The 24,299-nt window shown below is 69.4% G+C and carries 27 protein-coding genes and 1 tRNA gene; 20 read left to right on the top strand and 8 right to left on the bottom strand.

The genetic code is table 11. The features are described from left to right. Nucleotides 1–57: 57 nt before the first annotated feature. From RM531_RS04440 to apbC, 5 genes are read right to left on the bottom strand one after another with little or no spacing between them, the layout of a single operon-like run. On the bottom strand, nt 58–480 hold the full coding sequence (locus tag RM531_RS04440) for an RDD family protein (protein ID WP_311657594.1): 423 nt from the start codon (nt 478–480) through the stop codon (nt 58–60). Continuing rightward, nucleotides 477–1,964, bottom strand: coding sequence for an amidase (locus tag RM531_RS04445; RefSeq protein ID WP_311657595.1), 1,488 nt, complete (start codon nt 1,962–1,964; stop codon nt 477–479). Before RM531_RS04445 ends, RM531_RS04440 begins: the two co-directional genes overlap by 4 nt. A gap of 56 nt (nt 1,965–2,020) precedes the next feature. Next, nucleotides 2,021–2,899: a cyclic pyranopterin monophosphate synthase MoaC gene (moaC, locus tag RM531_RS04450; RefSeq protein WP_311657596.1), complete on the bottom strand. Its 879-nt coding sequence runs from the start codon at nt 2,897–2,899 to the stop codon at nt 2,021–2,023. Further along, nucleotides 2,896–3,348, bottom strand: a complete 453-nt coding sequence (locus RM531_RS04455) for a molybdenum cofactor biosynthesis protein MoaE (protein WP_311657597.1) — start codon at nt 3,346–3,348, stop codon at nt 2,896–2,898. Before RM531_RS04455 ends, moaC begins: the two co-directional genes overlap by 4 nt. A gap of 32 nt (nt 3,349–3,380) precedes the next feature. Continuing rightward, the gene (apbC, locus tag RM531_RS04460; protein ID WP_311657598.1) at nt 3,381–4,472 is read right to left on the bottom strand and encodes an iron-sulfur cluster carrier protein ApbC; all 1,092 of its coding nucleotides are present in this window, start codon (nt 4,470–4,472) and stop codon (nt 3,381–3,383) included. Between the two features lie 89 nt (nt 4,473–4,561). Between apbC and yqeC the strand changes: the two genes are divergently transcribed. The 10 genes from yqeC to moaA all read left to right on the top strand — a co-directional run bounded on the left by yqeC (nt 4,562) and on the right by moaA (nt 13,097). Further along, the gene (yqeC, locus tag RM531_RS04465; protein WP_311657599.1) at nt 4,562–5,365 is read left to right on the top strand and encodes a selenium cofactor biosynthesis protein YqeC; all 804 of its coding nucleotides are present in this window, start codon (nt 4,562–4,564) and stop codon (nt 5,363–5,365) included. A gap of 76 nt (nt 5,366–5,441) precedes the next feature. Then, nucleotides 5,442–6,578, top strand: a complete 1,137-nt coding sequence (gene moeB / locus RM531_RS04470; RefSeq protein WP_311657601.1) for a molybdopterin-synthase adenylyltransferase MoeB — start codon at nt 5,442–5,444, stop codon at nt 6,576–6,578. Next, nucleotides 6,556–7,173 carry a molybdenum cofactor guanylyltransferase MobA gene (gene mobA / locus RM531_RS04475; RefSeq protein WP_311657603.1) on the top strand — a complete coding sequence of 206 codons (618 nt, stop codon included), beginning with the start codon at nt 6,556–6,558 and terminating at the stop codon, nt 7,171–7,173. Before moeB ends, mobA begins: the two co-directional genes overlap by 23 nt. Next, nucleotides 7,170–8,435 carry a molybdopterin molybdotransferase MoeA gene (moeA, locus tag RM531_RS04480; RefSeq protein ID WP_311657604.1) on the top strand — a complete coding sequence of 422 codons (1,266 nt, stop codon included), beginning with the start codon at nt 7,170–7,172 and terminating at the stop codon, nt 8,433–8,435. Before mobA ends, moeA begins: the two co-directional genes overlap by 4 nt. A 4-nt stretch (nt 8,436–8,439) precedes the next feature. After that, the gene (locus RM531_RS04485) at nt 8,440–10,131 is read left to right on the top strand and encodes a carbon starvation CstA family protein (RefSeq protein WP_311657606.1); all 1,692 of its coding nucleotides are present in this window, start codon (nt 8,440–8,442) and stop codon (nt 10,129–10,131) included. After that, nucleotides 10,128–10,400, top strand: coding sequence for a cory-CC-star protein (locus RM531_RS04490; protein ID WP_311651868.1), 273 nt, complete (start codon nt 10,128–10,130; stop codon nt 10,398–10,400). The genes RM531_RS04485 and RM531_RS04490 overlap by 4 nt, the downstream gene beginning before the upstream one ends. After that, nucleotides 10,397–11,320 (top strand): ArsA family ATPase, encoded by a 924-nt coding sequence (locus RM531_RS04495; RefSeq protein WP_311657607.1) that lies wholly within the window; start codon nt 10,397–10,399, stop codon nt 11,318–11,320. The genes RM531_RS04490 and RM531_RS04495 overlap by 4 nt, the downstream gene beginning before the upstream one ends. A 39-nt stretch (nt 11,321–11,359) precedes the next feature. Further along, the gene (locus tag RM531_RS04500) at nt 11,360–11,605 is read left to right on the top strand and encodes a MoaD/ThiS family protein (RefSeq protein WP_311657609.1); all 246 of its coding nucleotides are present in this window, start codon (nt 11,360–11,362) and stop codon (nt 11,603–11,605) included. 41 nt (nt 11,606–11,646) lie between these two features. Beyond that, a complete protein-coding gene (locus tag RM531_RS04505; protein ID WP_311657610.1) occupies nt 11,647–12,033 on the top strand; it encodes a gamma-butyrobetaine hydroxylase family protein in 387 nt (128 codons plus the stop codon). Next, complete coding sequence (gene moaA, locus RM531_RS04510) at nt 12,030–13,097, top strand: GTP 3',8-cyclase MoaA (protein ID WP_311657611.1); 1,068 nt, start codon at nt 12,030–12,032, stop codon at nt 13,095–13,097. Before RM531_RS04505 ends, moaA begins: the two co-directional genes overlap by 4 nt. Before the next feature lie 290 nt (nt 13,098–13,387). Here moaA and RM531_RS04515 read toward each other — a convergent pair. After that, a tRNA-Glu gene (locus RM531_RS04515) sits at nt 13,388–13,462 on the bottom strand. Nucleotides 13,463–13,529: 67 nt separating this feature from the next. Between RM531_RS04515 and pcnB the strand changes: the two genes are divergently transcribed. The 10 genes from pcnB (at nt 13,530) to RM531_RS04565 (ending at nt 23,403) form a co-directional block, all read left to right on the top strand. After that, complete coding sequence (gene pcnB / locus RM531_RS04520; protein WP_311657612.1) at nt 13,530–14,894, top strand: polynucleotide adenylyltransferase PcnB; 1,365 nt, start codon at nt 13,530–13,532, stop codon at nt 14,892–14,894. Beyond that, nucleotides 14,891–15,379 carry a 2-amino-4-hydroxy-6-hydroxymethyldihydropteridine diphosphokinase gene (gene folK / locus RM531_RS04525; RefSeq protein ID WP_311657613.1) on the top strand — a complete coding sequence of 163 codons (489 nt, stop codon included), beginning with the start codon at nt 14,891–14,893 and terminating at the stop codon, nt 15,377–15,379. Before pcnB ends, folK begins: the two co-directional genes overlap by 4 nt. Then, a complete protein-coding gene (locus RM531_RS04530; RefSeq protein WP_311657614.1) occupies nt 15,376–16,038 on the top strand; it encodes a deoxynucleoside kinase in 663 nt (220 codons plus the stop codon). The genes folK and RM531_RS04530 overlap by 4 nt, the downstream gene beginning before the upstream one ends. Nucleotides 16,039–16,049: 11 nt before the next feature. Continuing rightward, nucleotides 16,050–16,886, top strand: a complete 837-nt coding sequence (gene panB, locus RM531_RS04535) for a 3-methyl-2-oxobutanoate hydroxymethyltransferase (RefSeq protein ID WP_311657616.1) — start codon at nt 16,050–16,052, stop codon at nt 16,884–16,886. A gap of 35 nt (nt 16,887–16,921) precedes the next feature. Then, on the top strand, nt 16,922–17,785 hold the full coding sequence (gene panC, locus RM531_RS04540; RefSeq protein WP_311657618.1) for a pantoate--beta-alanine ligase: 864 nt from the start codon (nt 16,922–16,924) through the stop codon (nt 17,783–17,785). A 187-nt stretch (nt 17,786–17,972) separates the two neighbouring features. Then, nucleotides 17,973–18,353 (top strand): aspartate 1-decarboxylase, encoded by a 381-nt coding sequence (gene panD, locus RM531_RS04545; RefSeq protein WP_311651848.1) that lies wholly within the window; start codon nt 17,973–17,975, stop codon nt 18,351–18,353. 31 nt (nt 18,354–18,384) lie between these two features. After that, nucleotides 18,385–19,962 carry a glucose-6-phosphate isomerase gene (gene pgi, locus RM531_RS04550; RefSeq protein WP_311657620.1) on the top strand — a complete coding sequence of 526 codons (1,578 nt, stop codon included), beginning with the start codon at nt 18,385–18,387 and terminating at the stop codon, nt 19,960–19,962. Continuing rightward, the gene (locus RM531_RS04555; RefSeq protein WP_311657622.1) at nt 19,962–21,461 is read left to right on the top strand and encodes an NAD(P)H-hydrate dehydratase; all 1,500 of its coding nucleotides are present in this window, start codon (nt 19,962–19,964) and stop codon (nt 21,459–21,461) included. Before pgi ends, RM531_RS04555 begins: the two co-directional genes overlap by 1 nt. A gap of 2 nt (nt 21,462–21,463) precedes the next feature. Then, entirely contained in the window at nt 21,464–21,940 is a 477-nt protein-coding gene (gene tsaE / locus RM531_RS04560) for a tRNA (adenosine(37)-N6)-threonylcarbamoyltransferase complex ATPase subunit type 1 TsaE (protein ID WP_311657623.1), read from the top strand. A 134-nt stretch (nt 21,941–22,074) separates the two neighbouring features. Further along, on the top strand, nt 22,075–23,403 hold the full coding sequence (locus RM531_RS04565) for an N-acetylmuramoyl-L-alanine amidase (RefSeq protein ID WP_311657624.1): 1,329 nt from the start codon (nt 22,075–22,077) through the stop codon (nt 23,401–23,403). Nucleotides 23,404–23,413: 10 nt separating this feature from the next. On the opposite strand, the gene RM531_RS04570 is transcribed toward RM531_RS04565, so the two are convergent. Beyond that, nucleotides 23,414–23,854: a DUF6691 family protein gene (locus tag RM531_RS04570; RefSeq protein ID WP_311657625.1), complete on the bottom strand. Its 441-nt coding sequence runs from the start codon at nt 23,852–23,854 to the stop codon at nt 23,414–23,416. A gap of 2 nt (nt 23,855–23,856) precedes the next feature. Next, nucleotides 23,857–24,291 carry a YeeE/YedE family protein gene (locus RM531_RS04575; RefSeq protein WP_311657626.1) on the bottom strand — a complete coding sequence of 145 codons (435 nt, stop codon included), beginning with the start codon at nt 24,289–24,291 and terminating at the stop codon, nt 23,857–23,859. Between the last annotated feature and the right edge of the window lie 8 nt (nt 24,292–24,299).

Raw genomic sequence — 24,299 nt, forward strand, 5'->3', positions numbered from 1 at the left:
ACCTCTGATTTATGCCGTGCGGCCGGCGCTGGTGTCCTTAATCAGCGCTTCCATCGTTCATTGGGGCGGCTCCACCACCGTCTCGGTATCGCTGATCCAGTCCTGCAGCCCTCGCCGCTGCGGGTCGATGGCGATCCAGATGATACCGACCACGCTCAGCCAGGCCAGCCAGGCGCCCAAGTAGCGCAGCGCCGCGTACCGCCAGTCCACGGGGCTGCCGTCGGTACGGCGAATCCGCATCCGCCAGGCCTTCATGCCCAGGGTCTGGCCGCCGTGGGTCCAGAACCAGCCGAACAGCAGGAACGGCACGAACAGGATGTACAGGCGGAAGACCGGACTGCTGCCGTCCAGAGCCCGGCCGTCGGTGAACGGCAGCAGGGCGAACACCGACATCATCCACACCCCGACCAGCAGGAACATGTCATAGACGGCGGCGGCCAGCCGGCGCAACAGGCCAGCGGGATAGGGCGCGGCGCTCACGCCAGCGGCGCGTGGCGGGGGAACCAGGGGTCCGCCTGTTCCAGTTGCGCCGCCAGCGACAGCAGCAGGCTTTCGCCGTTGACCGGGGCGTTGAACAGCACGCCCATGGGCAGGCCGTCTTCGGTCCAGTGCAGCGGCACCGACATCGCCGGCACGCCGGTCAGATTGGCCAGCTGGGTGAAGGGCACCCAGCGCAGGTTTTCCTTCGCCATCTGTTCCACCAGCCCGGACTTCAGCAGCGGGCGGGCCGCACCCAGCGGCAGCAGCGCCCTGAGCGCGGCGCGCTGCCAGGCCGGGGTGACGATTTCGCCCACCCGGGCAGGCGGAAAGGCCATGGTCGGGGTCAGGTACAAGTCATAGCTGTCATGGAAGGCCGCCAGTCGCCGGGCATGCTCCTGCCAGCGGTTCACGCAGGCAATGTAGTCGCCCGCGCTGGTGGCCCGGCCGAATGCGGCCATCGCCCGGGTGTCGATCTCGAAGTCGGCTTCGCCACAGCCGGTGAGCGCCCGTACCTCGGCCACCGAGGCGGCCATCTGGCCGAACCACATCAGCAGGAAGTCCGGACCCAGACCGGGGCCCGAGAATTCGGGTTCGGCGGCTTCCACCCGGTGACCCAGCGATTCCAGCTGCGCCACCGCGTGTTCCACCGCCGCCACCGCCTCGGGATGCACGGGCGTGCCCAGCGGCGACCGGGTGGAGTAGCCGATGGTCAGCCTGCCGGGGGGCTGCGCGCAGGCCTCGAGGTAGGACGTGGCCGGAGCCTTCGGATGGAAGCCCGCGCCGGGTTCCGGACCGGCCAACGCGTCCAGAAACGCCGCGCTGTCGCGTACCGAGCGCGACACCACGCCGTTGACCGCCGCGCCGTGCATCATCTCGGTCAGCGGCGGCCCGATCGGCGTACGGCCACGGCCGGGCTTGAGGCCGAACAGACCGCAGCAGGCGGCGGGAATGCGGATGGAACCGCCCCCGTCATTGGCCCCGGCCACCGGCACGATGCCGGCGGCCACCGCGGCGGCCGACCCGCCGCTGGAGCCGCCCGGCGTGTGGTCGGTATTCCAGGGATTGCGGCTGGCGCCGTAGGCCTCCGGTTCGGTAATGCCCTTGGCGCCGAACTCGGGGGTGTTGGTCTTGCCGAAGATCACCGCCCCGGCCGCCTCGATGCGCTGCACGTAGGCCTGGTCCTCGGGCGCTCGCGCGTCGGCGTCGCGCAGGGCCTTGCAGCCGTAGTGAGCCGGCTCGCCGGCCAGGTCCTGGAACAGGTCCTTGACCAGAAACGGCACCCCGGCCAGCGGTCCCTGCAGCCTGCCGGCGGCGCGGGCCCGGGCACGTTCATGCAGCGGATGGATGATGGCGTTGATTTGGGGATTGACCGCGTCGGCGCGGGCAATTGCCGTTTCCAGCAGTTCGGTGGCGGAGACCTCGCCGGCGGCGACCCGTTCGGCCAGGCCGAGGGCGTCGTGGTCGCGATAGGTGTCGAAGTCCATGGGCGTGCTTTCCGTTGCGTGATGGCCGGTGGGGCGGTTTGATTCGGTAGGAGTATTCAGTCCGCGAGGGCGCGGATCAGGCCCGGCAGCAGGGCGTCGAGATAACTGTCGGCATCCGCGCTGCTGCCGGGCAGGGTAGCCAGCAGGGCGGTCCCGGCCCAGCCGGCCGCGCCGTCGGCCAGCATGGCGTAGGGCGCCCGCCGCTGGCCGAACGCGCGGGCGGTTTCCATCAGACCCGGCAGCGGCCGGTCCAGCAATGCGGCCACGGCCCGGGTGGCGTGGCCCGACTCCGCCGCGCCGATGCCACCCAGGGTGAATACCAGGTCCGCGTCGTCAGCCAGTTGCCGGCGCATGGCGTCGGCAATGGCGTCGCTGTCGTCGGCCACGTCGAGCGGCGGCTGGATCCGCATGCCGGCTGCGGTCAGTCTTTGACGCACGGATTCGGCCACGGCTTCATCGGTTGCCGGCGAGGACACCACCAGAATGGCGGCCGCCAGGGTCTGGTCGGTCTGCCGGCGGTGGTCGGACTTGCCGCCCTGCTTGCCGAGCAGCTGAATCGCATCCAGCGACAGGTTGGTGCCGGCGTGGGGCTTGAGCATGTCGTAGAGCGTCAGGCCGGCCACGCTGGCGGCGGTCAGTGCCTCCATTTCCACGCCCGTGGGCCCGATGGTTTCGGCATGGGCGGTGATCACGACCTCGGTATCCCGCAGCTCGAAGGCCACATCCACCTCGTGGATCGGCAGGGGGTGGCAAAGGGGGATGATGTCCGAGGTCCGCTTGCCGGCCATGATGCCGGCGATACGCGCCGCGGCCAGGGCGTCGCCCTTGTCGGTGCGGGCTTCCGCCAGCAGCGGGATGCAGTCGGCCGGCAGCGTCAGCACGGCGCCGGCCACCGCCCGGCGCAGGGTGTCGGGCTTGGCCGAGACGTTCTTCACGAGGTCGAATCCTGGTTGAGGCTGCAGCCGTCCAGGTAGGCCTGGCTGCCATCGGCGTAGTGCTCCAGCTTGAACACCGGCACTTCCTTTTTCAGGGCCTCGATTGCCCAGCGGGCCGCGGCGAAGGCCTCCGCGCGGTGCCCGGCCCGGGCCACCACCGCCACGCTGGTATCGCCCACGACCAGATCACCCAGCCGGTGCTGGGTCAGTACCCGGGTGCCCGGATGTTCGGCCGCCGCGCGGGCCTCGATGTCGGCCAGGCTGCTTTCGGCCAGCGGCCGGTAGGCGGAGTAGCTCAGGCCAGTGACGGTCTTGCCCTGGTTGTCCGCCCGCACGGTGCCGGTGAACACCACCATGGCGCCGAAACCAGGGCCCTCGCTGGCCGCGATCAGGGTGCCCAGATCGAGCGGCTCGTCGCTCAGGCGTTGATGTGCCGGCGGCTGGGGCATCTCCGTATTATGCCGCGCCGCGGCCACCGGCGTCAGGTGTTTTCCACCGTGATCTTGGGGAACTTGCGGGCGTAGTCCTTGTTCTGCCGCGACAGGATTGCCGCCATGCGCAGGGCAATGCCGACGAAGTGCCGGGCGGCGTTGCCGTCGGGGTCCGCAATCACGCTCGGCCGGCCGCCGTCGGCGGCTTCCCGGATGCCGATCTCCAGCGGCACCGCCCCCAGCAGCGGCACGTCGTAGCGGTCGGCAACCTGCTGGCCGCCGCCGGCGCCGAACAGGTGCTCCTCGTGCCCGCAGGCCGAGCAGGTATGCAGGCTCATGTTCTCGACGATGCCCAGCACCGGCACGTTGACCTTGCGGAACATCTGCAGCCCCTTGCGGGCATCCAGCGTGGCGATGTCCTGCGGGGTGGTCACGATGACCGCGCCGGATACCGGTACCCGCTGGGACAGGGTGAGCTGGATATCGCCGGTGCCCGGCGGCATGTCCACGATCAGATAGTCCAGGTCGTCCCAGAGGGTGTCGTTGAGCAGTTGCTGCAGGGCCTGGCTGACCATCGGGCCGCGCCAGACGGTGGGGGTTTCCTCGTCCATCAAGTAGCCGATCGACATCGACTGCACCCCGAAGCTGCGCATCGGGATGATGTGCTTGCCGTCCTCCGAGCGCGGCTTGCCGGCCACGCCGAGCATGCGGGGCTGGCTGGGGCCGTAGATGTCGGCGTCCAGCATGCCCACGCTGGCGCCCTCGCCGGCCAGCGCCAGGGCCAGATTGGCGGCGACGGTGGACTTGCCCACGCCGCCCTTGCCGGAGGCCACGGCGATGATGTTCTTCACCGGCTTGAGACGTTCCACCCCCTGCGGGGCGGCGTGGGGTTCGATGCGGCTTTCGACCGCGATATCGACCTCGCTGACGCCGGACAGCGCCAACAACTGCTGGCGCAGTGCCGCCACCACCAGCGGGCCGTGGCGCTTGACCGGGAAGCCGAAGCGTAGCTGTGCGCTGACCCGGCCAGCGTCCACCGTGACGTCGCGCAGCGCGCGGGCCTCGCCCAGCGTGGTGCCGAGCAGCTCGTCGTGATAGGCGTTGATCCGGTCCTCGATGTCGGCCTGCAGCGAATCGCTCATGGCTGCCTGGCGCCCTCCGCGCTAGTCTGATGCACCCGGTTTCGGGTTGCTTGAACAGACGGCCATGTTACGCCCTGACACTGCCAGATATGAACCAGCCGACGCCGGCCGATGAACACGCGATGGCAGCCATGACCGACCGGTCGCTGGCGCAAGTCCTGGGAGTGACCGGCGGCATCGTCTGCGCCGCCGGGGCCGGGGGCAAGAAGTCGCTGCTGTACGCCCTCGCCCGCGCCTGGCCCGGTCGGGCCGCGGTGACCGCGACGGTGCACCTGGCGCCGTTTCCGGAGGACTTCGCCCCAGCCGCGCGTGTCGCAGAGCCCTCGGCCCTGCGCGAGGCGGTGGTGTCGGCACCGGGCATGATCCGCGCCTACGCCTGTCCGGCGGACAAGCCGGGCCGCTACCGGGGCCTGCCCCCCGCCGAGATCGCCGCCATTCACGGGCTCGGCGGGTTCGACCTGACCCTGGTCAAGGCGGACGGCGCCCGCATGCGTCACGTCAAGGCGCCGCGCCCGGGCGAGCCGGTGCTGGTGCCGGGCGCCAGCCGGGTGCTCTGGGTGGTCTCGGCCGGGGCCATCGGTTGCCCGTTGGACGAACGCATTGCCCATCGCCCTGAGCGCATCGCCGACCTGATCGGCGCAGAGCTCGGCCGCGCGCTGACCGTCGATCACCTGCGGCGGCTGATCGTGGCCGAGGACGGCGCCCGCCAGGGCGCGGACGGCATCCCGCTGACCATCGTGATCAATCAGGTCGACGATGCCGACCGCCTGGGCGCGGCGCAGGCGCTGGCGGACGCGGTGATGCGCGATGCGGCGGGCATCGACCGTGTGGTGCTGACCTGCCTGCGCGATGCGCCGCGGGTGCTGGCGGTACATGGCGACCGGACAGAGTGACCCGGCGCGGCCGTGCCGCCGTTCGCGTTACGATCATGATCCGGCAAACCCGCAGCATGCAGACGGCAATCAACCCGTGGACCTGAATCGACATCTGGCCGAACTGCGCGAGTCGATCCCCGAGATCGCGCCGCGCGAGGCCCACGCGCTGGCCGGCACCGGTTCGGTGCTGGTGGATGTGCGCGAGGCCGCCGAAACCGCGGAGGGCATGGCCGAACACGCCCGGGCGGTGCCGCGTGGCTACCTGGAAATGCGCATCGGTGACCTGGCGTCCGACACGGATCAGCCGGTACTGCTGATGTGTGGCAGCGGCACCCGCTCGCTGCTGGCGGCCGATGACCTGCGCCGGCTGGGTTACGACGACGTTCGTTCCGTGGCGGGTGGTTTCTCGGCCTGGAAGGCGGCGGGGCTGCCGGTGGTGATGCCCGAGCTTGATACCGCGTTCGACAGCGGCCGCTATGCCCGCCAGATCAGCCTGCCGGAAATCGGCCTGGCAGGGCAGCGCCGACTGGCCGAGGCACGGGTACTGCTGGTGGGGGCCGGCGGTCTGGGCTGCCCGGCGGCCCTGTATCTGGCGGCAGCGGGTGTGGGCACCCTGGGGCTGGTTGACGACGACCGGGTGGAGCGCAGCAACCTGCATCGGCAGGTCCTGCACCGCGACGATCGGGTGGGCTGGGACAAGACCGCCTCGGCGCGGGCCACGCTGACCGGCCTGAATCCCGAGATCGACATCCGCACCCATCGCGAGCGCCTGACCGCCGATAACGCCACGGCAATTCTCGGCGACTACGACCTGGTGGTGGACGGCTGCGACAACTTCGCCACCCGCTATTTGGTCAGCGATACCTGCCGGCAACTGGGCCTGACCAGCGTCTACGGCGCGGTCCAGGGCTTCGAGGGCCAGGTATCGGTATTCGCCCCGGGCCGCGGCCCCTGCTATCGCTGCCTGTTTGCCGACGCCCCGCCGCCGGAGCTGGCGCCCTCCTGCAGCGAGGCCGGGGTGCTGGGCGTGGCGCCCGGCATCATCGGGCTGCTGCAGGCGCTGGAAGCGCTCAAGCTGATCGCCGGTTTCGGCGAACCGCTGATCGGCCGGCTGCTGCTGTTCGACGCCCGCCGCAGCCGGCTGCGCGAACTGCGCCTGCCGGCCGATCCCGACTGCGTCTGCGCCGCCTCGGCAAGCGCCCCGGACCATGTCGGCGCCGTCGGCGGCTGACGCCATTACCGGTCTGGTGCTGGCCGGCGGGGCGGGCCGGCGCATGGGTGGCCGCGACAAGGGGCTGATCGAACTGTCCGGCCGGCCGCTTACGGCGTGGGCACTGGACGGCTTGCGACCGCAGGTGGAGGCGCTGCTGATCAGCGCCAATCGGGAACTCGACGCCTACCGGGCCTGGGGAGTGCCGGTGGTGACCGATGCCGAGCCGGATTTCCCCGGGCCGCTAGCCGGCGTCCTGGCCGGTCTGCGCATCGCCCACACCGGCTGGCTGCTGAGCCTGCCCTGTGATGCGCCCGCGGTTCCGGCTGACCTGGCCCGGCGGCTGCAAGCAGCAGTCATCGCGGACGACGCGGAGCTGGCCGTGGCGCGCAGCGCCGGCCGGCTACACCCGTTGCATGCCCTGTGGTCGACCGCGCTGGCGGCGGATCTGGCCGCCGGGCTGGCGGCCGGTCAGCGCAAGGTCACGGACTGGCAGAATACCCGGCGACAGGTGATCGTGGATTTCGACCAGCAGCCGGAGGCATTCGAGAACGTGAACACGCCGGAACAACTGGCTGCGTACGCCGCGCGGCGCGATGCCGCCCACGGCCCATGAGCGACGAACCGGCAGCCCCGACACTGGCGCTGGCACAGGCGCGGGCCCGGATGCTGGCCGGCGTGATGCCGATTGCCGAGCGGGAGACCCTGCCGCTGATGCAGGCGCTGGGTCGGGTGCTGGCCGAGCCGGTCACCGCGCAGGTGGATGTGCCCGGCCATACCAACTCGGCGATGGATGGTTTCGCGTTGCGGTCGGCGGATGCCCGGGGCGAGACCAGCCGTCTGCGCCTGATCGGCGACAGTTTTGCCGGGCATCCCTTTGCCGGGCCGGTGGGACCGGGCGAGTGCGTGCGCATCATGACCGGCGGCGTGCTGCCCGAGGGCGCCGACGCCGTGGTGATGCAGGAACGCACCCGGCGGGAGGGCGATGATGTCATCGTCGAACGGCCGGTCGATCCGGGCAACAGCATCCGCCCGGCCGGCGAGGATCTGACCCGCGGGCAACCGGTTCTGGATGCCGGCCGCCGCATCACCCCGGCCGATATGGGCATGCTGGCGTCGGGCGGCGCGGCGCAAGTGTCGGTATTCCGGCGCCCGCGGGTGGCGTTCTACTCCACCGGTGACGAACTGCGTCCTGTGGGAACCCCGCTTAAGCCGGGGCAGATCTACGACAGCAATCGCTACAGTCTGCATGCGCTGTTGTCCGAACTGGGGGTCGAGTTGCTGGACCTCGGCGTGGTGCCGGACGACCCGACAGCGCTGAAAACCACCCTGCGGCGGGCAGCCGGCGAGTGCGATGCGGTGGTGACCAGCGGCGGGGTATCGGTGGGCGAGGCCGATCATGTGCTCGACGTGCTGGAATCGGTCGGCGACGTGGGTTTCTGGAAGGTGGCGATGAAGCCGGGCAAGCCGCTGGCCTTCGGTCGGGTGGATGACGCCCTGTTCTTCGGGCTGCCCGGCAATCCGGTATCGGTGGTGGTGACCTTCCTGCAGCTGGTACGCCCGGCGCTGGTGCGGCTGGCCGGCAGCTGGCCGCGGCCGCCGCTGCGCATGCCGGCGCGGCTGGCCGCGCCGATCCGCCGCAACCCGGGGCGGCTGGAGTTCCAACGGGGCCGGCTGGCCCATGACGAGGCGGGAGCCACCGTGGCGCCGCTCGGTCACCAGGGCTCCGGCGTGCTGCGCTCGATGAGCGAGGCCGACTGTTTCATCGTGCTGCCCGCGGATTGCGCCGAGCTTGCGGCAGGAGACCGGGTCAGCGTGGAACCATTCGCCCAGCCGGTGTGGAACGGCTCGGCGGATGACTGGTGCGAGAAGGAGTGAAATCATGCCCGCGATACTGCTGATCGTCATCGTTCTCGCCCTGTTCTATCTAGGCTGGCGGTTCTATTCCCGATATCTGGCGGAACGCGTCTACGCGCTCGACCCGGATTTCACCACCCCGGCCCACGAATTCCGCGACGAGGTGGATTTCGTGCCCACCAACCGCTTCGTGCTGCTGGGGCATCACTTCACCTCGGTGGCCGGGGCCGCGCCCATCGTGGGGCCGGCGATCGCGGTCTACTGGGGCTGGCTGCCGGCGCTGCTGTGGGTGGTGCTGGGCACCATCTTTGCCGCGGGCGTGCATGACTTCGGCTCCATCGTGGTGTCGGCGCGCAACCGTGGACAGAACATCGGCACCCTGTCCGGGAAGGTAATCAGCCCGCGGGCCTCGACGCTGTTCCTGCTGATCATTTTCTTTCTGGTCACCCTGGTCAACGCGGTGTTCGGGGTGGTTATGGCGATCCTGTTTGCCGCCCATCCCGAGGCGGTGATCCCGGCGCTGGTGGTGATTCCGATCGCGATCTTCATCGGCCAGTGGGCCTACCGACTGGGGCGGGCGATTCTGGTACCGTCGCTGATCGGACTGGGGCTGCTCTACGCCGCCATTCCGGTGGGCATGCATTACCCGATCCGCGTCGACGGGCTGGCGGCAATGCTGGGGCTGGAGGTTCGCACCACCTGGATCCTGCTGATCTTTGCCTACACCTGGGTTGCCTCGCGCCTGCCGGTTTGGCTGCTGCTGCAGCCGCGCGACTACATCAACGGGCAGCAGCTGATCGTGGCGCTGGTCCTGATCTTCGCCGGGGTGGCGGTGGGCATGGACACGGTGACGGCCCCGGCGATCAACGGCAATCTGGCGGCGGATTCCCCGCACTGGTTCCCGTTCCTGTTCGTCACCATTGCCTGCGGGGCGATCTCCGGCTTTCACAGTCTGGTGGCCTCCGGTACCACTTCCAAGCAGCTGGATCGCGAGCCCGACGCCCGCACGGTGGGCTATCTCGGGGCGCTGGGCGAGGGCTCGCTGGCGCTGGCCGCGATCCTGGCCTGTACCGCCGGGCTGGGCGGCGCCGTCGCCTGGGCCGAGAAGTACTCGGATTTCGGCGCCGCTTCCGGCGGCGGTCTGGGCAATTTCGTGGCCGGGGTGGGGCATTTCCTGGGCAATCTCGGGATTCCGCCGGAACTGGGCGCGGTGTTCGCCTCGGTGGTGGTGATCACGTTCGCCGGCACCACCATGGATACCGGCGTGCGGCTGCAGCGGTTCATCCTGCAGGAGATCGGCGAAATGGCCGGGTTCAAGCGGCTGTCACGGCGGATGAATCTGCTAACCACTGTGGCGGTACTGATTCCCCTGGGCCTGGCCCTGGTGCCCGGCGGCGAGGGCAAGGGCTTTGCCTTCGGCCGACTGTGGACGCTGTTCGGCACCACCAACCAGCTCACCGCCGGGCTGGCGCTGGCGGTGATCGCGGTCTGGGTGATGGCCCGGGGCCGTAATCCGGCTGCCGCGCTGGTGCCGCTGGTGTTCCTGCTGGCAATGACCAGCTGGGCCCTGGTGATCAACCTGATCAGCTTCTATCGCGAGGCGGACTGGCTGTTGCTGGGCATGGATATCGCCGTGTTCGGCCTGGCGATCTGGTTGACCGCGGAAGCCCTGATCGCCCTGCGGCGCAGGGGCGACGCCGGCGCGGATCCGCCATGAACTGGCGGGACCGGCTGGGACGCGGCTGGCGGGCGCTCAACACCTTCCACGATCAGCTGTTCATCGCGCCCTGGCGGGCGGCCCTGGCACGCGAGATCCGCACCCAGGAAGACACACTGGTGACGCTGTTGTATCTGGAGGCGATGGGGGTGCCCGGCCCGGCGGATTACCTGGCCCTGGCCCTGTATCCGGACCTGATCGAGGCTTGCCATCAGCAGCATCGCCGCGAGGGCCTGGAGCACATGCCGGTAGGCGGAATCTGCTGTTGACCGCGCCGCTGCTGCTGTTCGGCGGCAAGGGCGGGGTGGGCAAGACCACCCTGGCTGCGGCCACGGCCTGGCGACTGGCCGAAGAGGGCGCTCGGATACTGCTGGTATCCACCGACCCCGCCCACTCCACCGCGGACCTGCTGGGCGCGGACCTCGCCGATCAGCCCACCCGCGTGCAGGGTTCCCTGTGGGCGCTGGAAATCGACGCCGCGGCCCGGGCCCGTGGTTATGTCGACGGGATACTGGCGGATGCCGAAACCAGCGTCAGCCCCGAGGTAATGCCGGCGTTGGAGCGGCATCTGGCGCTGGCCCTGCAGGCGCCGGGAACCCTGGAGGCGGCGCTGTTCGATCGCATCTGCGACCTGATCACCGGCGCGGGCGAGGACTTCGATCATGTCGTGTTCGACACCGCGCCCAGCGGTCACACCCTGCGCCTTCTGAGCCTGCCGGACATGCTCGGAAGCTGGGTGGCCGGCCTGCGCCGGCAGCGCGAGAAGGTTACCGGCCTGCGGTCGATGTGGCGCAACCTGGCCGGCCGCGAGCCCGATGCCGAAGACCCCGTGCTTGCGCGTCTGCGCGACCGGGCCCGGCGCTATCGTGTCGTGCGTCAGCGCCTGCAGCAGGATGCCGCCTTTCGCGGCGTGCTCACCGCCGAGCGGCTGCCGATCGAGGAAACCGCGCGTCTGCTGGCGCTGCTGTCGGAACTGGAGATTCCGGTGGATCGTCTGTATCTGAACCGGCTGCTGCCGGCGGGCGGCGATGACCCCTATCTGCAGGCCCGACGGGCGCGCCAGACCGAATACGAAACGGAAATTCGCCGCCGCTTCGCCGCCTGGCCGCTCACCCGGGTGGAACTGGCTGCCGGCGATATCCACGACCGGACCAGCCTGGCGGAACTGGCCGCGTCACTGGCGCCGTGAGTATGCTGGTCGCCCGGGCGGCAGCAATCGAGGTAGATCATGCAGGTCACGGTTGAAGGACACGGCGTACTGGCGCCGATCTGCGGCGACCGCCACCCGGTGGAACTGCCGGTGCGGCAGGCCACCGTGGCCGATGTGCTCGAGGCCCTGGCCGCCGAACTGCCCGACATGGTCGCCCATCTGCCGCGGACTGCCTGCGCCCGGGGCGACACCCTGGTACCGCGGGATGAGCCGGTGGACGACGGGGATCACCTGGCGCTGATTCCGCCGGTCAGCGGCGGTTGACCCGTTTGGGTAAGCGCCGCGGCCGGGCGTAGACTCGGCACATGACCCGAAACGACACCCGATCGCGTACCGAACTGCCCCCCGCCGAGGATCTCCGTCTGCGGCGGGCCAGCCACGTGCTGGAAGTGCAGTTTGCCGACGGCGCCGAATTCTCGCTGCCGTTCGAATACCTGCGCGTGTTCTCGCCCTCGGCCGAAGTGCGCGGCCACGGCGGGGGTGAACCGACCCTGGTCACCGGCAAGCAGGACGTGGATATCGAGCGGGTGGAGCCGGTCGGGCAATACGCCGTGCGCCTGTGCTTCGACGACGGCCACCGCACCGGCATCTACAGCTGGGCTGTGCTCTACGAGCTGGGCCGCGATTATGCCGAGAATTGGCGCCGTTACCGGGAACGCGTGGCGGCGGCCGAGGCGGAGGCATCCTCATGACCCGGGCCGTTCCCCGTCTCGATCCCGCGCGTGCCGACGAGCCGGTGGACCAGCTCGGCCGCGGCCTGCGTGATCTGCGCATCTCGGTCACGGATCGCTGCAATTTCCGCTGCCGCTACTGTATGCCGCGGGAGATGTTCGGGCGTGACTTCGAATTCCTGGCCCGCCGGCAACTGCTCAGTTTCGAGGAGATCGAACGCATCGCCCGGCTGGCCGCGGGACTGGGCGTGCGCAAGCTGCGCCTGACCGGTGGCGAGCCGCTGCTGCGGCGGGAGCTGGACAAGCTGATCGGGGCACTGTCGGCGGTGCCGGGCATCGACGATATTGCCCTGACCACCAACGCCTCGCTGCTCACGCCCGCGGTGGCCGCCGGATTGCGCGAGGCCGGACTCAACCGCATCAATGTCAGCCTGGACGCGCTCGACGACGAATCCTTCCGGGCGATGACCGACGTCGACTATCCGGTGCAGCGGGTGCTTGATGGCATCGACGCCGCGGCGGACGCCGGACTGGGCCCGATCAAGATCAACATGGTGGTCAAGCGGGGCACCAACGACGATCAGATTCTGCCCATGGCCGAGCATTTCCGCGGCAGCGGCCACATCCTGCGCTTCATCGAATACATGGATGTGGGCAACGCCAACCGCTGGCGGCTGGACGAAGTGCTGCCGGCGCGGGAGCTGGTTGACCGCATCGCCGCCCGCTGGCCGGTGGAGGCCCTGCCGCCCAATCATCCCGGCGAGGTCGCCAACCGCTGGCGCTATGCCGACGGCCAGGGGGAAATCGGGGTGATCGCCTCGGTGACCCAACCTTTCTGCGGCGGTTGCCGGCGGCTGCGCATGTCCGCCGAGGGCAAGCTGTTCACTTGCCTGTTCGGCAGCCGTGGTTACGACCTGCGCGCTCTGTTGCGCAGCGGCGCATCGGACGAGCAACTGGCGGATGCCCTCGGCGGCCTGTGGCGGCGCCGGGAAGACCGCTACTCCGAACTGCGCAGCGGTGAGCCCGGGGACGACACGCCGGCGGACGGCGAAAAGAAGGTAGAGATGTCGTATATCGGGGGGTGAGCCGCGACCGAATGTCCGGGGGACATTCGCAGCGCGGCGAACGCCCGACAGGATGTCGGGCCGGATAGCGGCGGATTTTCAGCGAGGACAGGAAGTCCGAGCGTGACTCCGCCGCAACGACGCCTAATGGCTTGATTTAACGCCGTCCGGGAGACATTCGCAGCGCCACCATCACCCGCCCGCACTGCGCGTTGCGAGTGACAGGTTCGGGGCGACCGGACAGCATGTGGGCGAGAATCCGGCCCGGAGGCAGCGCTCTGCCCCTAACAATCTGATATAAATGATTTATATGGCGCTCCCTACGGGAATCGAACCCGTGTTTCAGCCTTGAGAGGGCCGCGTCCTAACCGCTAGACGAAGGGAGCGTGGGGGCAGGTTTTCAGCGAGGATAACGCCGAATCGGTATTATACAGCCCCCCGACTTGGTCACCAATGATTCTATTCAAGCGATTCAGAAAGAGGCATCGTATTAGTTCGCCGGTTGTCATTCCGCGTCCGGAGCATCCGATCTCCCGGGCCGACATCTCGGACAGCGCGCTAAAGGTTCTCTATCGGCTCAAGGATGCGGGTTTTCGTGCCTGCATCGTCGGCGGCGGTGTCCGCGATCTGCTGCTTGGCGCCCAGCCCAAGGATTTCGACGTGGCCACGGACGCCTCGCCGGATCAGGTGCGGGATCTGTTCCGCAACTCACGGTTGATCGGCCGACGCTTCCGGCTGGCGCATGTCCGTTTCGGGCGGGAGATCATCGAGGTGTCGACCTTCCGTGCCGATGTGGCCGGCGCCGAGGCCGATTCCGACTCGGATGACCACGTGACCGATGACGCCGGCCGCATCCTGCGCGACAACGTGTTCGGCAGTATCGAGGAAGATGCGCGGCGCCGCGATTTCACCATTAACGGCCTGTATTACGACATCAGCGACTTCGGCATCCACGACTACGTCGGTGGCATGGCGGATGTGGCCGATCGTCAGCTGCGCCTGATTGGCGACCCGGACACCCGCTATCGCGAAGACCCCGTTCGCATGCTGCGGGCGGTGCGTATCGCGGCGAAACTGGATTTGACCATCGAGCCCGCCACCGAGGCGCCCCTGTACCGACTGGGCGGCTTGCTGGCCGACGTGCCGGCAGCGCGGCTGTTCGACGAGGTACTCAAGCTGCTGATGACGCCGGACGGCGCGGTCTGTTTCGACCAGTTGCTGCACTACAACCTGTTCGCGCCGCTGTTCCCGGAGGCGGCTGAGGCGCTGAAAGGGCCCGATGGTGAGGCACACAGTCGGCTGATCCGCCGGGCGATCGAGAACACCGGCCAGCGAATCCGCGAGGGCCGACCGGTGACGCCGGCGTTCCTGTATGCCGCGTTCCTGTGGCCGGCGGTAAAGAGGCGCGCCGACAGCCTGACCGCGGACGGCATGCCGCCGGTCCCGGCGATGGCCATGGCCCAGCGGGAGGTGCTGGCCGATCAGGTGCAGCGGGTCAGCATTCCCAAGCGCTTCTCCGTACCCATGCGCGAAATCTGGACCCTGCAGCCGCGCTTCCAGCGCCGCCGGGGCAAGGCGCCGGCTCGCCTGATGGGGCATCCGCGCTTCCGGGCCGCCTATGATTTCCTGCTGTTGCGGGCCGAGGTGGGCGAGGAGCCCGCGGAACTGGCGCAGTGGTGGACGGATATTCAGGAAAGCGATCAGGCACCGCCGCCCGCCGAGCCCGAGGGCGAGGCGTCGAACGGCGGCCGTGGGCGCGGCCGGCGCGGGGGCCGGCGTCGGCGCGGCGGACGCAACCGCCAGAAACAGGGCGAATGAACCGGGTCTGGATCGGGCTCGGCAGCAATCTCGATGACCCGGCCGGGCAGGTCCGGGCCGGCCTCACCGCCCTCGCGGGTCTGCCGGACAGCCGCCCCGGCCCGGTATCCGACCTGTTCCGCAGCGCCCCGGTCGGGGTGACCGACCAGCCGGATTTCTGCAACGCCGTGGCGGGGCTGGATACGGATCTTGAACCCCTGGCGCTGCTCGAGGCCTTGCAGGCGATCGAACAGGCGGCCGGGCGCCGCCGCACGCGCCGCTGGGGGCCGCGCACGCTGGATCTCGACATGCTTGTCTATGGTGATCGGCGGATTGATCTGCCGACCCTCACCGTGCCCCATCCGCGGCTGGCCGAGCGGGCCTTCGTACTGGTCCCCCTGGTCAGCGTGGCGCCAAATCTGGACATTCCGGGGCAGGGCGCGGCGGCGACGCTGGCGGCCGGGCTTGACGATCAGGGCGTACGGCCGTGGGCGGCGGCCTCGTGACCGACTGGCGCTATGTGGCGGTGGAGGGCCCGATCGGCGTGGGCAAGACCACGCTGGCGCGACGGCTGGCCGAAACCTGGTCCGCCGATCTGCTGCTGGAAGCGCCCGAGGAGAATCCGTTTCTCGGTGCCTTCTACGACCAGCCCGCGGCCAACGCGCTACCGGCGCAGCTGTTCTTTCTGCTGCAGCGGGCCCGCCAGACCGAGACGCTGCGCCAACGCGACCTGTTCCACCAGCGCCGCATCACCGATTTCATGTTCGAGAAGGACCCGCTGTTCGCCCGGCTGACGCTGTCGGGGCCGGAGTGGACGCTCTACGAGGACATCTACACCCGGCTGGCCTGGCAGGCCCCGGCGCCGGACAAGCTGATCTATCTGTACGCGCCGCGCGATACCCTGATGTCCCGGGTGCGCCAGCGGGCCCGGCCGGAGGAGCACAACCTCGACCCCGACTACCTGGCCCGGGTGATCGAGAGCTATGCCGCCTATTTCAGCCACTATCAGGACGCGCCGCTGGTCACCGTCAATGCCGAGCAGATGGACCTGGTCGGCAACGACGAGGACTATCAGCGGTTGCTGGCGGCGCTGGATTCGCCCGCCCGGCGGGTGGACCTGCCCGGCCCGGCGTTGGCAATGACGAATCGCCCCGAGGTGCTATAGTCGCGCCCGCCATGAAAGGAACGCTTTACCCCCATCTGCAGGAGCGTCCGGAGCGGCCGGTCACGCTGTCCGACCTGACCCGGATGAAGCAAGCGGGCGAGAAGATCGCCTGCCTGACCGCCTACGACGCCAGCTTCGCGGCGCTGGAGGATCGCGCCGGCGTGGACGTGGTGCTGGTCGGCGATACCCTGGGCATGGTCTTCCAGGGGGCGGATTCCACCGTGCCGGTGAGCGTGGACGACATGGTCTATCACAGCCGGGCGGTGGCCGCCGGTCTGTATCGCCCGTTCCTGATTACCGACATGCCGTTTCTGTCCTACGCCACCAAGCATCAGGCGCTGGATACCGCCAAGCGGCTGATGCAGGAAGGCCGCGGGCAGATGGTCAAGTTCGAGGGCGGTGAAATCCAGGCCGAAACGGTCGAGCATCTGAGCACCCGCGGGGTGCCGGTTTGCGGTCACATCGGGCTGCAGCCGCAGCTGGTGCACAAGCTGGGCAGCTTCTCGGTGCAGGGGCGGGGCGATGCTGCCGCCCAGGCGATGCTTCGCGACGCCCGCCTGCTGGAAGACGCCGGCGCCGACCTGCTGCTGCTGGAATGCGTGCCCTCGTCGCTGGCCGCGGAAATCACCGCCAACGCGAAGATTCCGGTGATCGGCATCGGCGCGGGGCCGGATGTGGACGGCCAGATTCTGGTGATCTACGACATCCTCGGCATCTGGCCCGGCCGCAAGCCGCGGTTCGTGCGTGACTACATGCAGGGGGCGGCCGACATCGAATCCGCGGTGCGCACCTATGTCGACTCGGTGCGCGACTGCAGCTATCCGGCGCCGAAGCACTGCTTCAGCTGAGCGCGGCCCGGTCGAGCGCCGCAACCGTACCTGGCATGCAGACCCTTCACGACATCGCCGAACTGCGCCGTGCGCTGGCCGCGGCACGGGCCGCGGACCGTGGGCCGGTGTGTCTGGTGCCCACCATGGGCAACCTGCACGCGGGCCACATCGCCCTGGTGGAGGCGGCGCGCAAGCTGGGCGGGATCGTCGTTGCCAGCGTGTTCGTCAACCCGCTGCAGTTCGGCGACGGCGAGGATTACGACAGCTATCCCCGTACCCTGGACCAGGATGCCGAACGCCTGGCGGCCGCCGGCGTGGATGTCCTGTATGCGCCGGGCAGCCGGGTCATGTACCCGCTGGGGCCGGGTGTGGCGACGGTACGTGTCGAGGGGGTGACGGAAGGGTTGTGCGGGGCCCGCCGCCCCGGTCATTTCGCCGGCGTGACCACGGTGGTGAGCATGCTGTTCAATCAGGTGCAGCCGGATATCGCGGTATTCGGCGAAAAGGACTATCAGCAGCTGGTGGTGATCCGGCGTCTGGTCGCCGCCCTTCACTGGCCGGTGGAAATCGTCGGTGTGCCGACCCTGCGCGAACCCGACGGCCTGGCCATGAGCTCGCGCAATCAGTATCTGACCACCGAGGAGCGCGAGCTGGCACCAGCCCTGCACGCGGCTTTGCGCGAGGGGGCCGAGCGCATCGCGGCGGGGGATACCGACGCGTCGGCAATCGAGGCCGACATCGCCGGCCGGCTGCAGGCCCGGGGACTGGCGCCGGATTACGTGGAAATCCGCAACGGCGATCTCTCGCGCCCGGGCCGTGCCAGCGCGGATCCGGCGGCCGGCCAACGCCTGCTGGCGGCCGTGCATCTGGGCCGCGCGCGGCTGATCGACAACGTGGCAGTAGCGCCGCGCGGCTGAAGTCGGCTATCATGCCGCAGCGCGGCAAACTCACCCGCAGCCGGCCATCGATTCGACGAGGAACCGGGCGGCGCGGGCGCGGTCGGGCAGTGGCCCGGGTCACTGGACCTGTCCGGACCCATGGGCTACATTGCGCCTCCGGTCGAATGCCATCCCAACCCATCCGTTTTCAAGCAGGGTGATCGTCATGTTTGTGACGCTGCTCAAGGCAAAACTGCATCGCGCGTGCACCACGCACGCCGAACTGGACTACGAGGGCTCCTGCGCCATCGACGGGGATCTGCTCGAGGCCGCCGGGATTCTTCCCTATGAACAGATCGAGATCTACAACGTCGGCAACGGCGAGCGGTTCTCCACCTACGCGATCCGTGCGGAAAGCGGTTCGCGGGTGATCTCGGTGAACGGGGCGGCCGCCCACAAGGCCCAGCCCGGCGACCGGCTGATCATTTGCGCCTACGCCCGCATGAGCGAGGCCGAAGCCCACGCGCACAAGCCGCGGTTGATCTACCTGGACGAACACAACCAGGTCACCCGCACCAGCAACACCATTCCGGTGCAGGCGGCCTAGGGCCGGCAGCCGCACCCCACGGCGCGCCCCGGTGGCGCATCCCATCGACCGCCCGGCCTGGGCGAGCCTGGAAGCCGCCCGTGATCGGCTCGCGGGCACTCACCTGTCGACCCTGTTCGAGCGCGATGCCCGGCGCGCGGATTCGCTGTGCCTGGCAGTCGACGGCCTGGTCTATGACTTCAGCCGGCAACGCCTCGATGCCGGTGTCATGACCGCGCTGACCGCCCTGGCCGGCGAATGCGGGGTACCCGACGCCATCCGGGCGATGTTTGCCGGCGAGCCGGTCAACCGCAGTGAACAGCGCGCGGCCTGGCACGTGGCGCTGCGAGCGCCGGCGGGCCAGGGCTATCCGGCCGACGTTCACGCCGTGCTCGACGACATCGACAGGTTCGTCGGACAGGTGCGTGACGGCAGTTGGCCGGGCTTTGCCGGGCATGCGATCACCGATGTGGTGAATATAGGCATCGGCGGCTCGGATCTCGGGCCGCGGATGGTCGCGCAGGCGCTGCCCCCGGCGCCCGGCGATCTTCGCGTCCACTTCGCGGCCAACGTGGATCCGGCGGACCTGGACGGTATTCTCGCGGCGCTGGACCCGGCCACCACGTTGTTCGTGGTTACCTCCAAATCTTTCGGCACAGCGGAAACTCTGGCCAACGCCCGGGCGGCGCGCGACTGGCTGCTGGCCGCTGCGCCGGACGAGACCGCGGTGGCGCGTCATTTCGTGGCCGTTTCCACCAATATCCCTGCCGCGCAGGCCTTCGGCATCGAGCGGGTATTCGGCTTCTGGGACTGGGTCGGGGGCCGGTTCTCGCTGTGGTCGGCCGCCGGGCTGTCCGTGGCTCTGGCCCGGGGTATGCCCGTATTCCGCGAGCTGCTGGCCGGGGCACACGACATGGATACCCACTTCCGGCAGGCGCCGCTGGCAGTGAATCTGCCGGTGGTGATGGCACTGATCGGGGTGTGGAACCGTAATCTGCTGAATCTGACCGGACAGGTTGTGGTGCCGTACGCGCATCGGCTGGGTCTGTTTCCCGCCTGGCTGCAGCAGCTGGAAATGGAAAGCAACGGCAAGTCCGTGAAGTCCGACGGGACCACCACCACTGTCGCTACGGTGCCCCAGGTATGGGGCGGCGGGGGCACCAATGCCCAGCACGCTTTCTTCCAGATGCTGCACCAGGGCACCGACGTGCTGCCGGTGGATTTCATCCTGGTGACCCCGACCGCCGACGATGACCGTAGCCGGCAACTGGCCGCCAACTGCCTGGCCCAGGCCGCCGCGCTGATGCATGGCCGGCCCGAGGCCGAGACCCTGGCCGGCAGCAACGGGGATCCGGTACTGGCCGCGCAGCGTTCGTTCCCGGGCAATCGACCCAGCAGCACGCTGCTGCTGGACCGGCTCGACGCCCGCCGCCTGGGTGCCCTGATCGCGGCCCACGAGCACAAGGTGTTCGTGCAGGGGGTGATCTGGGGTATCAACAGCTTCGACCAGTGGGGGGTAGAACTGGGCAAGACGCTGGCCGACGACATTCTCGCGGCCTGGTCGAATGACGATTCCCGGCACCTGGACGCCACCACGCGATCCCTGCTGGATCGGCTGCGGCGACGCTGATGCCGGCGTTGTCGACCATCACCCGGTTCTACGGCGCCGCCCAGGTGGCGGCGCTGGATCGTCGCGTGATCGATGAATTCGGCATCCCCGGCTTCGACCTGATGCACCGGGCTGCCGATGCCGGCTTCCAGGCGTTGCGTGGACGCTGGCCCGAGGCTGACCGCCTGGCGGTGGTCTGCGGCCCCGGCAACAACGGTGGCGATGGCTTTCTGATCGCCGCTCGCGGCCTGGCATCGGCGATGACCGTGCGCGTCTGGTTCCCGGGCGACCCCGAGCGTCTGAAAGGTGATGCGCACCGGGCTTACCAGGCCTTCATGCGGGCGGGCGGGATGCTCACCGACAGCCCGGCCGAGGCGCTGGCCGATGCCGACGTGGCGGTGGATGCCCTGTTGGGTACCGGACTGGGGCGGCCGCTGGCCGGTGATTTTCTGTCGGCAGTGCAGGCCATCAACCGGGCCGGCGAGCAGGGGGCGGGGGTGCTGGCGGTCGACATTCCCTCGGGCCTGGGTGCCGACACCGGCGCGATCTGGGGTGAGGCCGTTCGCGCCGACGTGACGGCCACTTTCATCGGCGCCAAGCTCGGCCTGGTCACCGGCGCCGGCCCGGCGCATGCCGGCGAGGTGACGCTGCATGAACTGGAGGCGCCGGACCGCGCCTATGCGGATATGCCGTGGCTGGCCCGTCAGCCGGACGACGCCTGGCTGGCGGCCGCGCTGCCGCGCCGGCGGCGGGATGCGCACAAGGGGGATCACGGCCATGTGCTGTGCGTCGGCGGCAACACCGGCATGGGCGGCGCCGCGCGCCTGGCGGCCGAGGCCGCGCTCCGGGTCGGTGCCGGGCTGGTCAGTGTGGCCACCCGCGACGGCCAGGCGGCGGCCATGACCCAGGCGCGACCGGAGCTGATGTGCCGCGACGTGGCCGCGGCGCCGGACCTGGAGGCCTTGCTGGACCGCGCCACGGTGGTGGCGATCGGGCCCGGCCTGGGTACCGACGACTGGGCCCGGGACCTGCTCGCACGGGTGCTGACGACGGACCGGCCGCTGATGGTCGATGCCGATGCCCTGAACCTGATCGCCGAAGGGCCACCGCCCTCGCGTGCCAACTGGATCATCACGCCCCATCCGGGCGAGGCCGGCCGCCTGCTGGATCGGGCCACCGCCGATGTGCAGGCAGACCGGCCCGCAGCCGCGGTCGCGCTGGCCGATCGATTCGGCGCGGTCGCGGTCCTCAAGGGCGCTGGTACGCTGATCGCGGATGGTTGCGGCGGTCTCTGGGTCAGCACTGCCGGTAACCCCGGCATGGCCGTGGGCGGCATGGGAGACCTGCTGACCGGCACCATCGCCGGCCTGCTGGCCCAGGGTATCGATCTCGATACCGCGGCAATCGCCGGTGTCTGTCTGCACGGGCGGGCGGCCGACCGGGCCGCTGCCGGCGGGGAACGGGGCTTGTTGCCGAGCGATTGTCTGGCGCCGTTGCGGGCGCTGGTCAATCCGGCCTGATCATGCAGCGGGACCTGCCCGATGAGGCGGCCACCCGGTCGCTGGCGGCTGCGGCGGCGGCGGCATTGCCGCGCTCGCCGCGGCCGCTTTGCCTGTCACTGGCCGGCAGCCTGGGCGCCGGCAAGACCAGCTTCGCCAGGGCCTTTCTGCAGGCACTGGGGCATCCGGGGCCGGTGGTCAGTCCCACCTACACCCTGGTCGAGCCCTACGACTTCGAACAGTTCCGGGTACTGCACCTGGACCTCTACCGCATCAGCGATCCGGAAGAGCTGGCCTTTCTAGGGCTGCGCGATATCGATCGCGAGCGGGACTGGCTGCTGGTGGAGTGGTTTGCCAACGGCGAGGGCTGGTTGCCGCCGCCTGATGTGACGCTGCAGCTGGCCTATGCCGGCCAGGGGCGTCATCTGCAGGCCGGCGCCGCCGGCGAGGCCGGCGGGGTCTGGCTGGATGCCTGGCAGGCACAGATGGCCTGCGGATAGCGGTGCATCCTCAGGTCGGAATTCAAGTATGCCGCCGGAGCCGCTGTTTAATATGAGAAAAATCTTGCATTGATTAAAAAAACGGCGTAGCTTCCGGAGCCTGGGCAGTCAAACGCTCGCGGGAGCACACGCCAATGCGGCATGTCGGGCGAACGCTGGCCCTCCTGGCAGCGCTGATCAGCGCCGCCGGCTGGGCCCAGAACAACACGCTTCAGGACGTTCGCGTCTGGGCGGCGCCCGACCGTACCCGCGTGGTTTTCGACCTGACCGGCCCGTTCAAGCACGACATGTTCCGGCTGGAAAACCCCGACCGGCTGGTGGTGGACGTGCCCGATGCCCGCCGTGCCGAGGCGCTGGCCAAGGACTTCGAAGGCAAGGGATTCGTCCGGCAGGTGCGCAGTGGCGTGCGCAACGGCGATGATCTGCGGCTGGTGCTCGATCTGGCGGAACCGGTTGCCCCCAACATGTTTACCCTCGAGCCCAATCAGAAGTACGGTCACCGCCTGGTGCTGGATCTGGAAAACGGCGCGAGCAACCCCCAGCGGCAGCCCGAGGCGACCGAGCCGCACTACGGCGGCCGGGAGTTCGTCGTGGCCATCGACGCCGGTCACGGGGGCGAGGACCCGGGTGCGGTCGGCCCCAGCGGCACGCGCGAGAAGGACATCGTGCTGAAGATTTCCCGCGAGCTGGAACGGCTGATTGCCGCGGAACCGGGCATGCGGCCGGTGATGATCCGCAACGGCGACTATTACGTGGGTCTGCGTGAACGCATGGACAAGGCGCGGGAAGCGCGGGCCGATCTGTTCATTTCGGTGCACGCCGACGCCTTCCGGGATCGCCGCGCGAAGGGCTCTTCCGTGTACGTGCTGTCGCGTAGCGGGGCCACCAGCGAACACGCCCGCTGGCTGGCCGAGCAGGAAAACGCGGCCGACCTGGTTGGCGGCGTCACGCTGCGCAACAAGGATGCCGATCTGGCCTCGTTCATGCTCGATCTGTCCCAGGGCGCCAGCATCGAGGCCAGTCTCGACGTGGGCGGGCGCGTACTTCGCGAGATCCGCCAGATCAACGATCTGCACAAGCACGAGGTGCAGCAGGCCGGCTTCCTGGTGCTCAAGTCCCCGGACATCCCTTCGCTGCTGGTGGAAACGGCCTTCATCTCCAACCCGGGCGAGGAACGCGAGCTGCGCGACGGCGCCCATCGCCGCCAGCTCGCGCAGGCGATGCTGTCCGGCATTCGCGACTATGTGGCCAGCTACCGGCCCGGCGACGGACGCGATCTGGCCAGGGCGCGCATGCACGAGGTGCGCCCCGGGGAAACATTGTCGGGTATTGCAGCGCGCTACGGCGTGAGCGTGGCCGACATACGTCAGGCCAATCAGCTCAGCCGGGATGTCATCCGGATCGGCGCCGAGCTGCGCATTCCGCCGCCTTCAGACGCACAGGTCACCGCCTCCGCGTCGTAGCGCGCGCCGGTCAGCCGTCCACGGTGGCCCGCGCGGTGCGCGACAGTTCGTAGAAGTCGACCGCCATCCCGCCGATCACCACTGCGGCCACGAACGGCACGCCTTCCTGCCAGTTGACCACGATCGCCCCCAGCGCCGGACCGGGGCAGTAGCCGGACAATCCCCAGCCGAGCCCGAACAGCGCGGCGCCGCCCAGCAGCCGGGTGTCGACGGCCGTTGTGGTCGGCATGTGGAAGCGCTGGTCGAACAGCGGCATGGGGCGGCGCAGAATCAGCGGAAAGGTCACGGCGGTCACCGCCAGCGCCCCGCCCATCACCAGCGCCAGGCTGGGATCCCAGGTGCCGGGCAGGTCGAGAAAATCCAGCACCTTGTTCGGATCCACCATGTGCGACAGCGACAGCCCGAAACCGAAAATGCCGCCGGCAATCAATGCAATCAGATGGCGTGCCATGGTCAGACCCCCAGCAGGTGGCGCAGCCAGCTGGCGCTGATTACCCCGATCACCATGAAGGCGACGGTGGCGGCAATCGAGCGCCGCGACCAGCGCGCGATGCCGCACACGCCATGGCCGCTGGTGCAGCCGGCACCCCAGCGGGTACCGGCGCCCACCAGCAGCCCCGCGACGATCAGCAGCCACATGGGGTAGCCTTCGCGGGGCTCGAGGTCGCCCGGAAACAGCGCGACGTACAGGCCGGTGCCGGCCAGCAGCCCCGCCATGAACAGCAGCCGCCAGCCACGGCCCTCGGCCTGACGGACGGCACCATGCAGGACGCCGGATATCCCGGCGATACGGCCGTTGGCCAGCAGGAACAGCGTGGCGGCGAGACCGATGAGGGCGCCGCCGGCCAGCGCGGACCAGGGCGTGAAATTCACGATGTCGGTTGGCATGAGCTACC

It is taken from the genome of Spectribacter acetivorans (genome assembly GCF_031846305.1).
Lineage (GTDB): Bacteria > Pseudomonadota > Gammaproteobacteria > Nevskiales > Salinisphaeraceae > Spectribacter > Spectribacter acetivorans.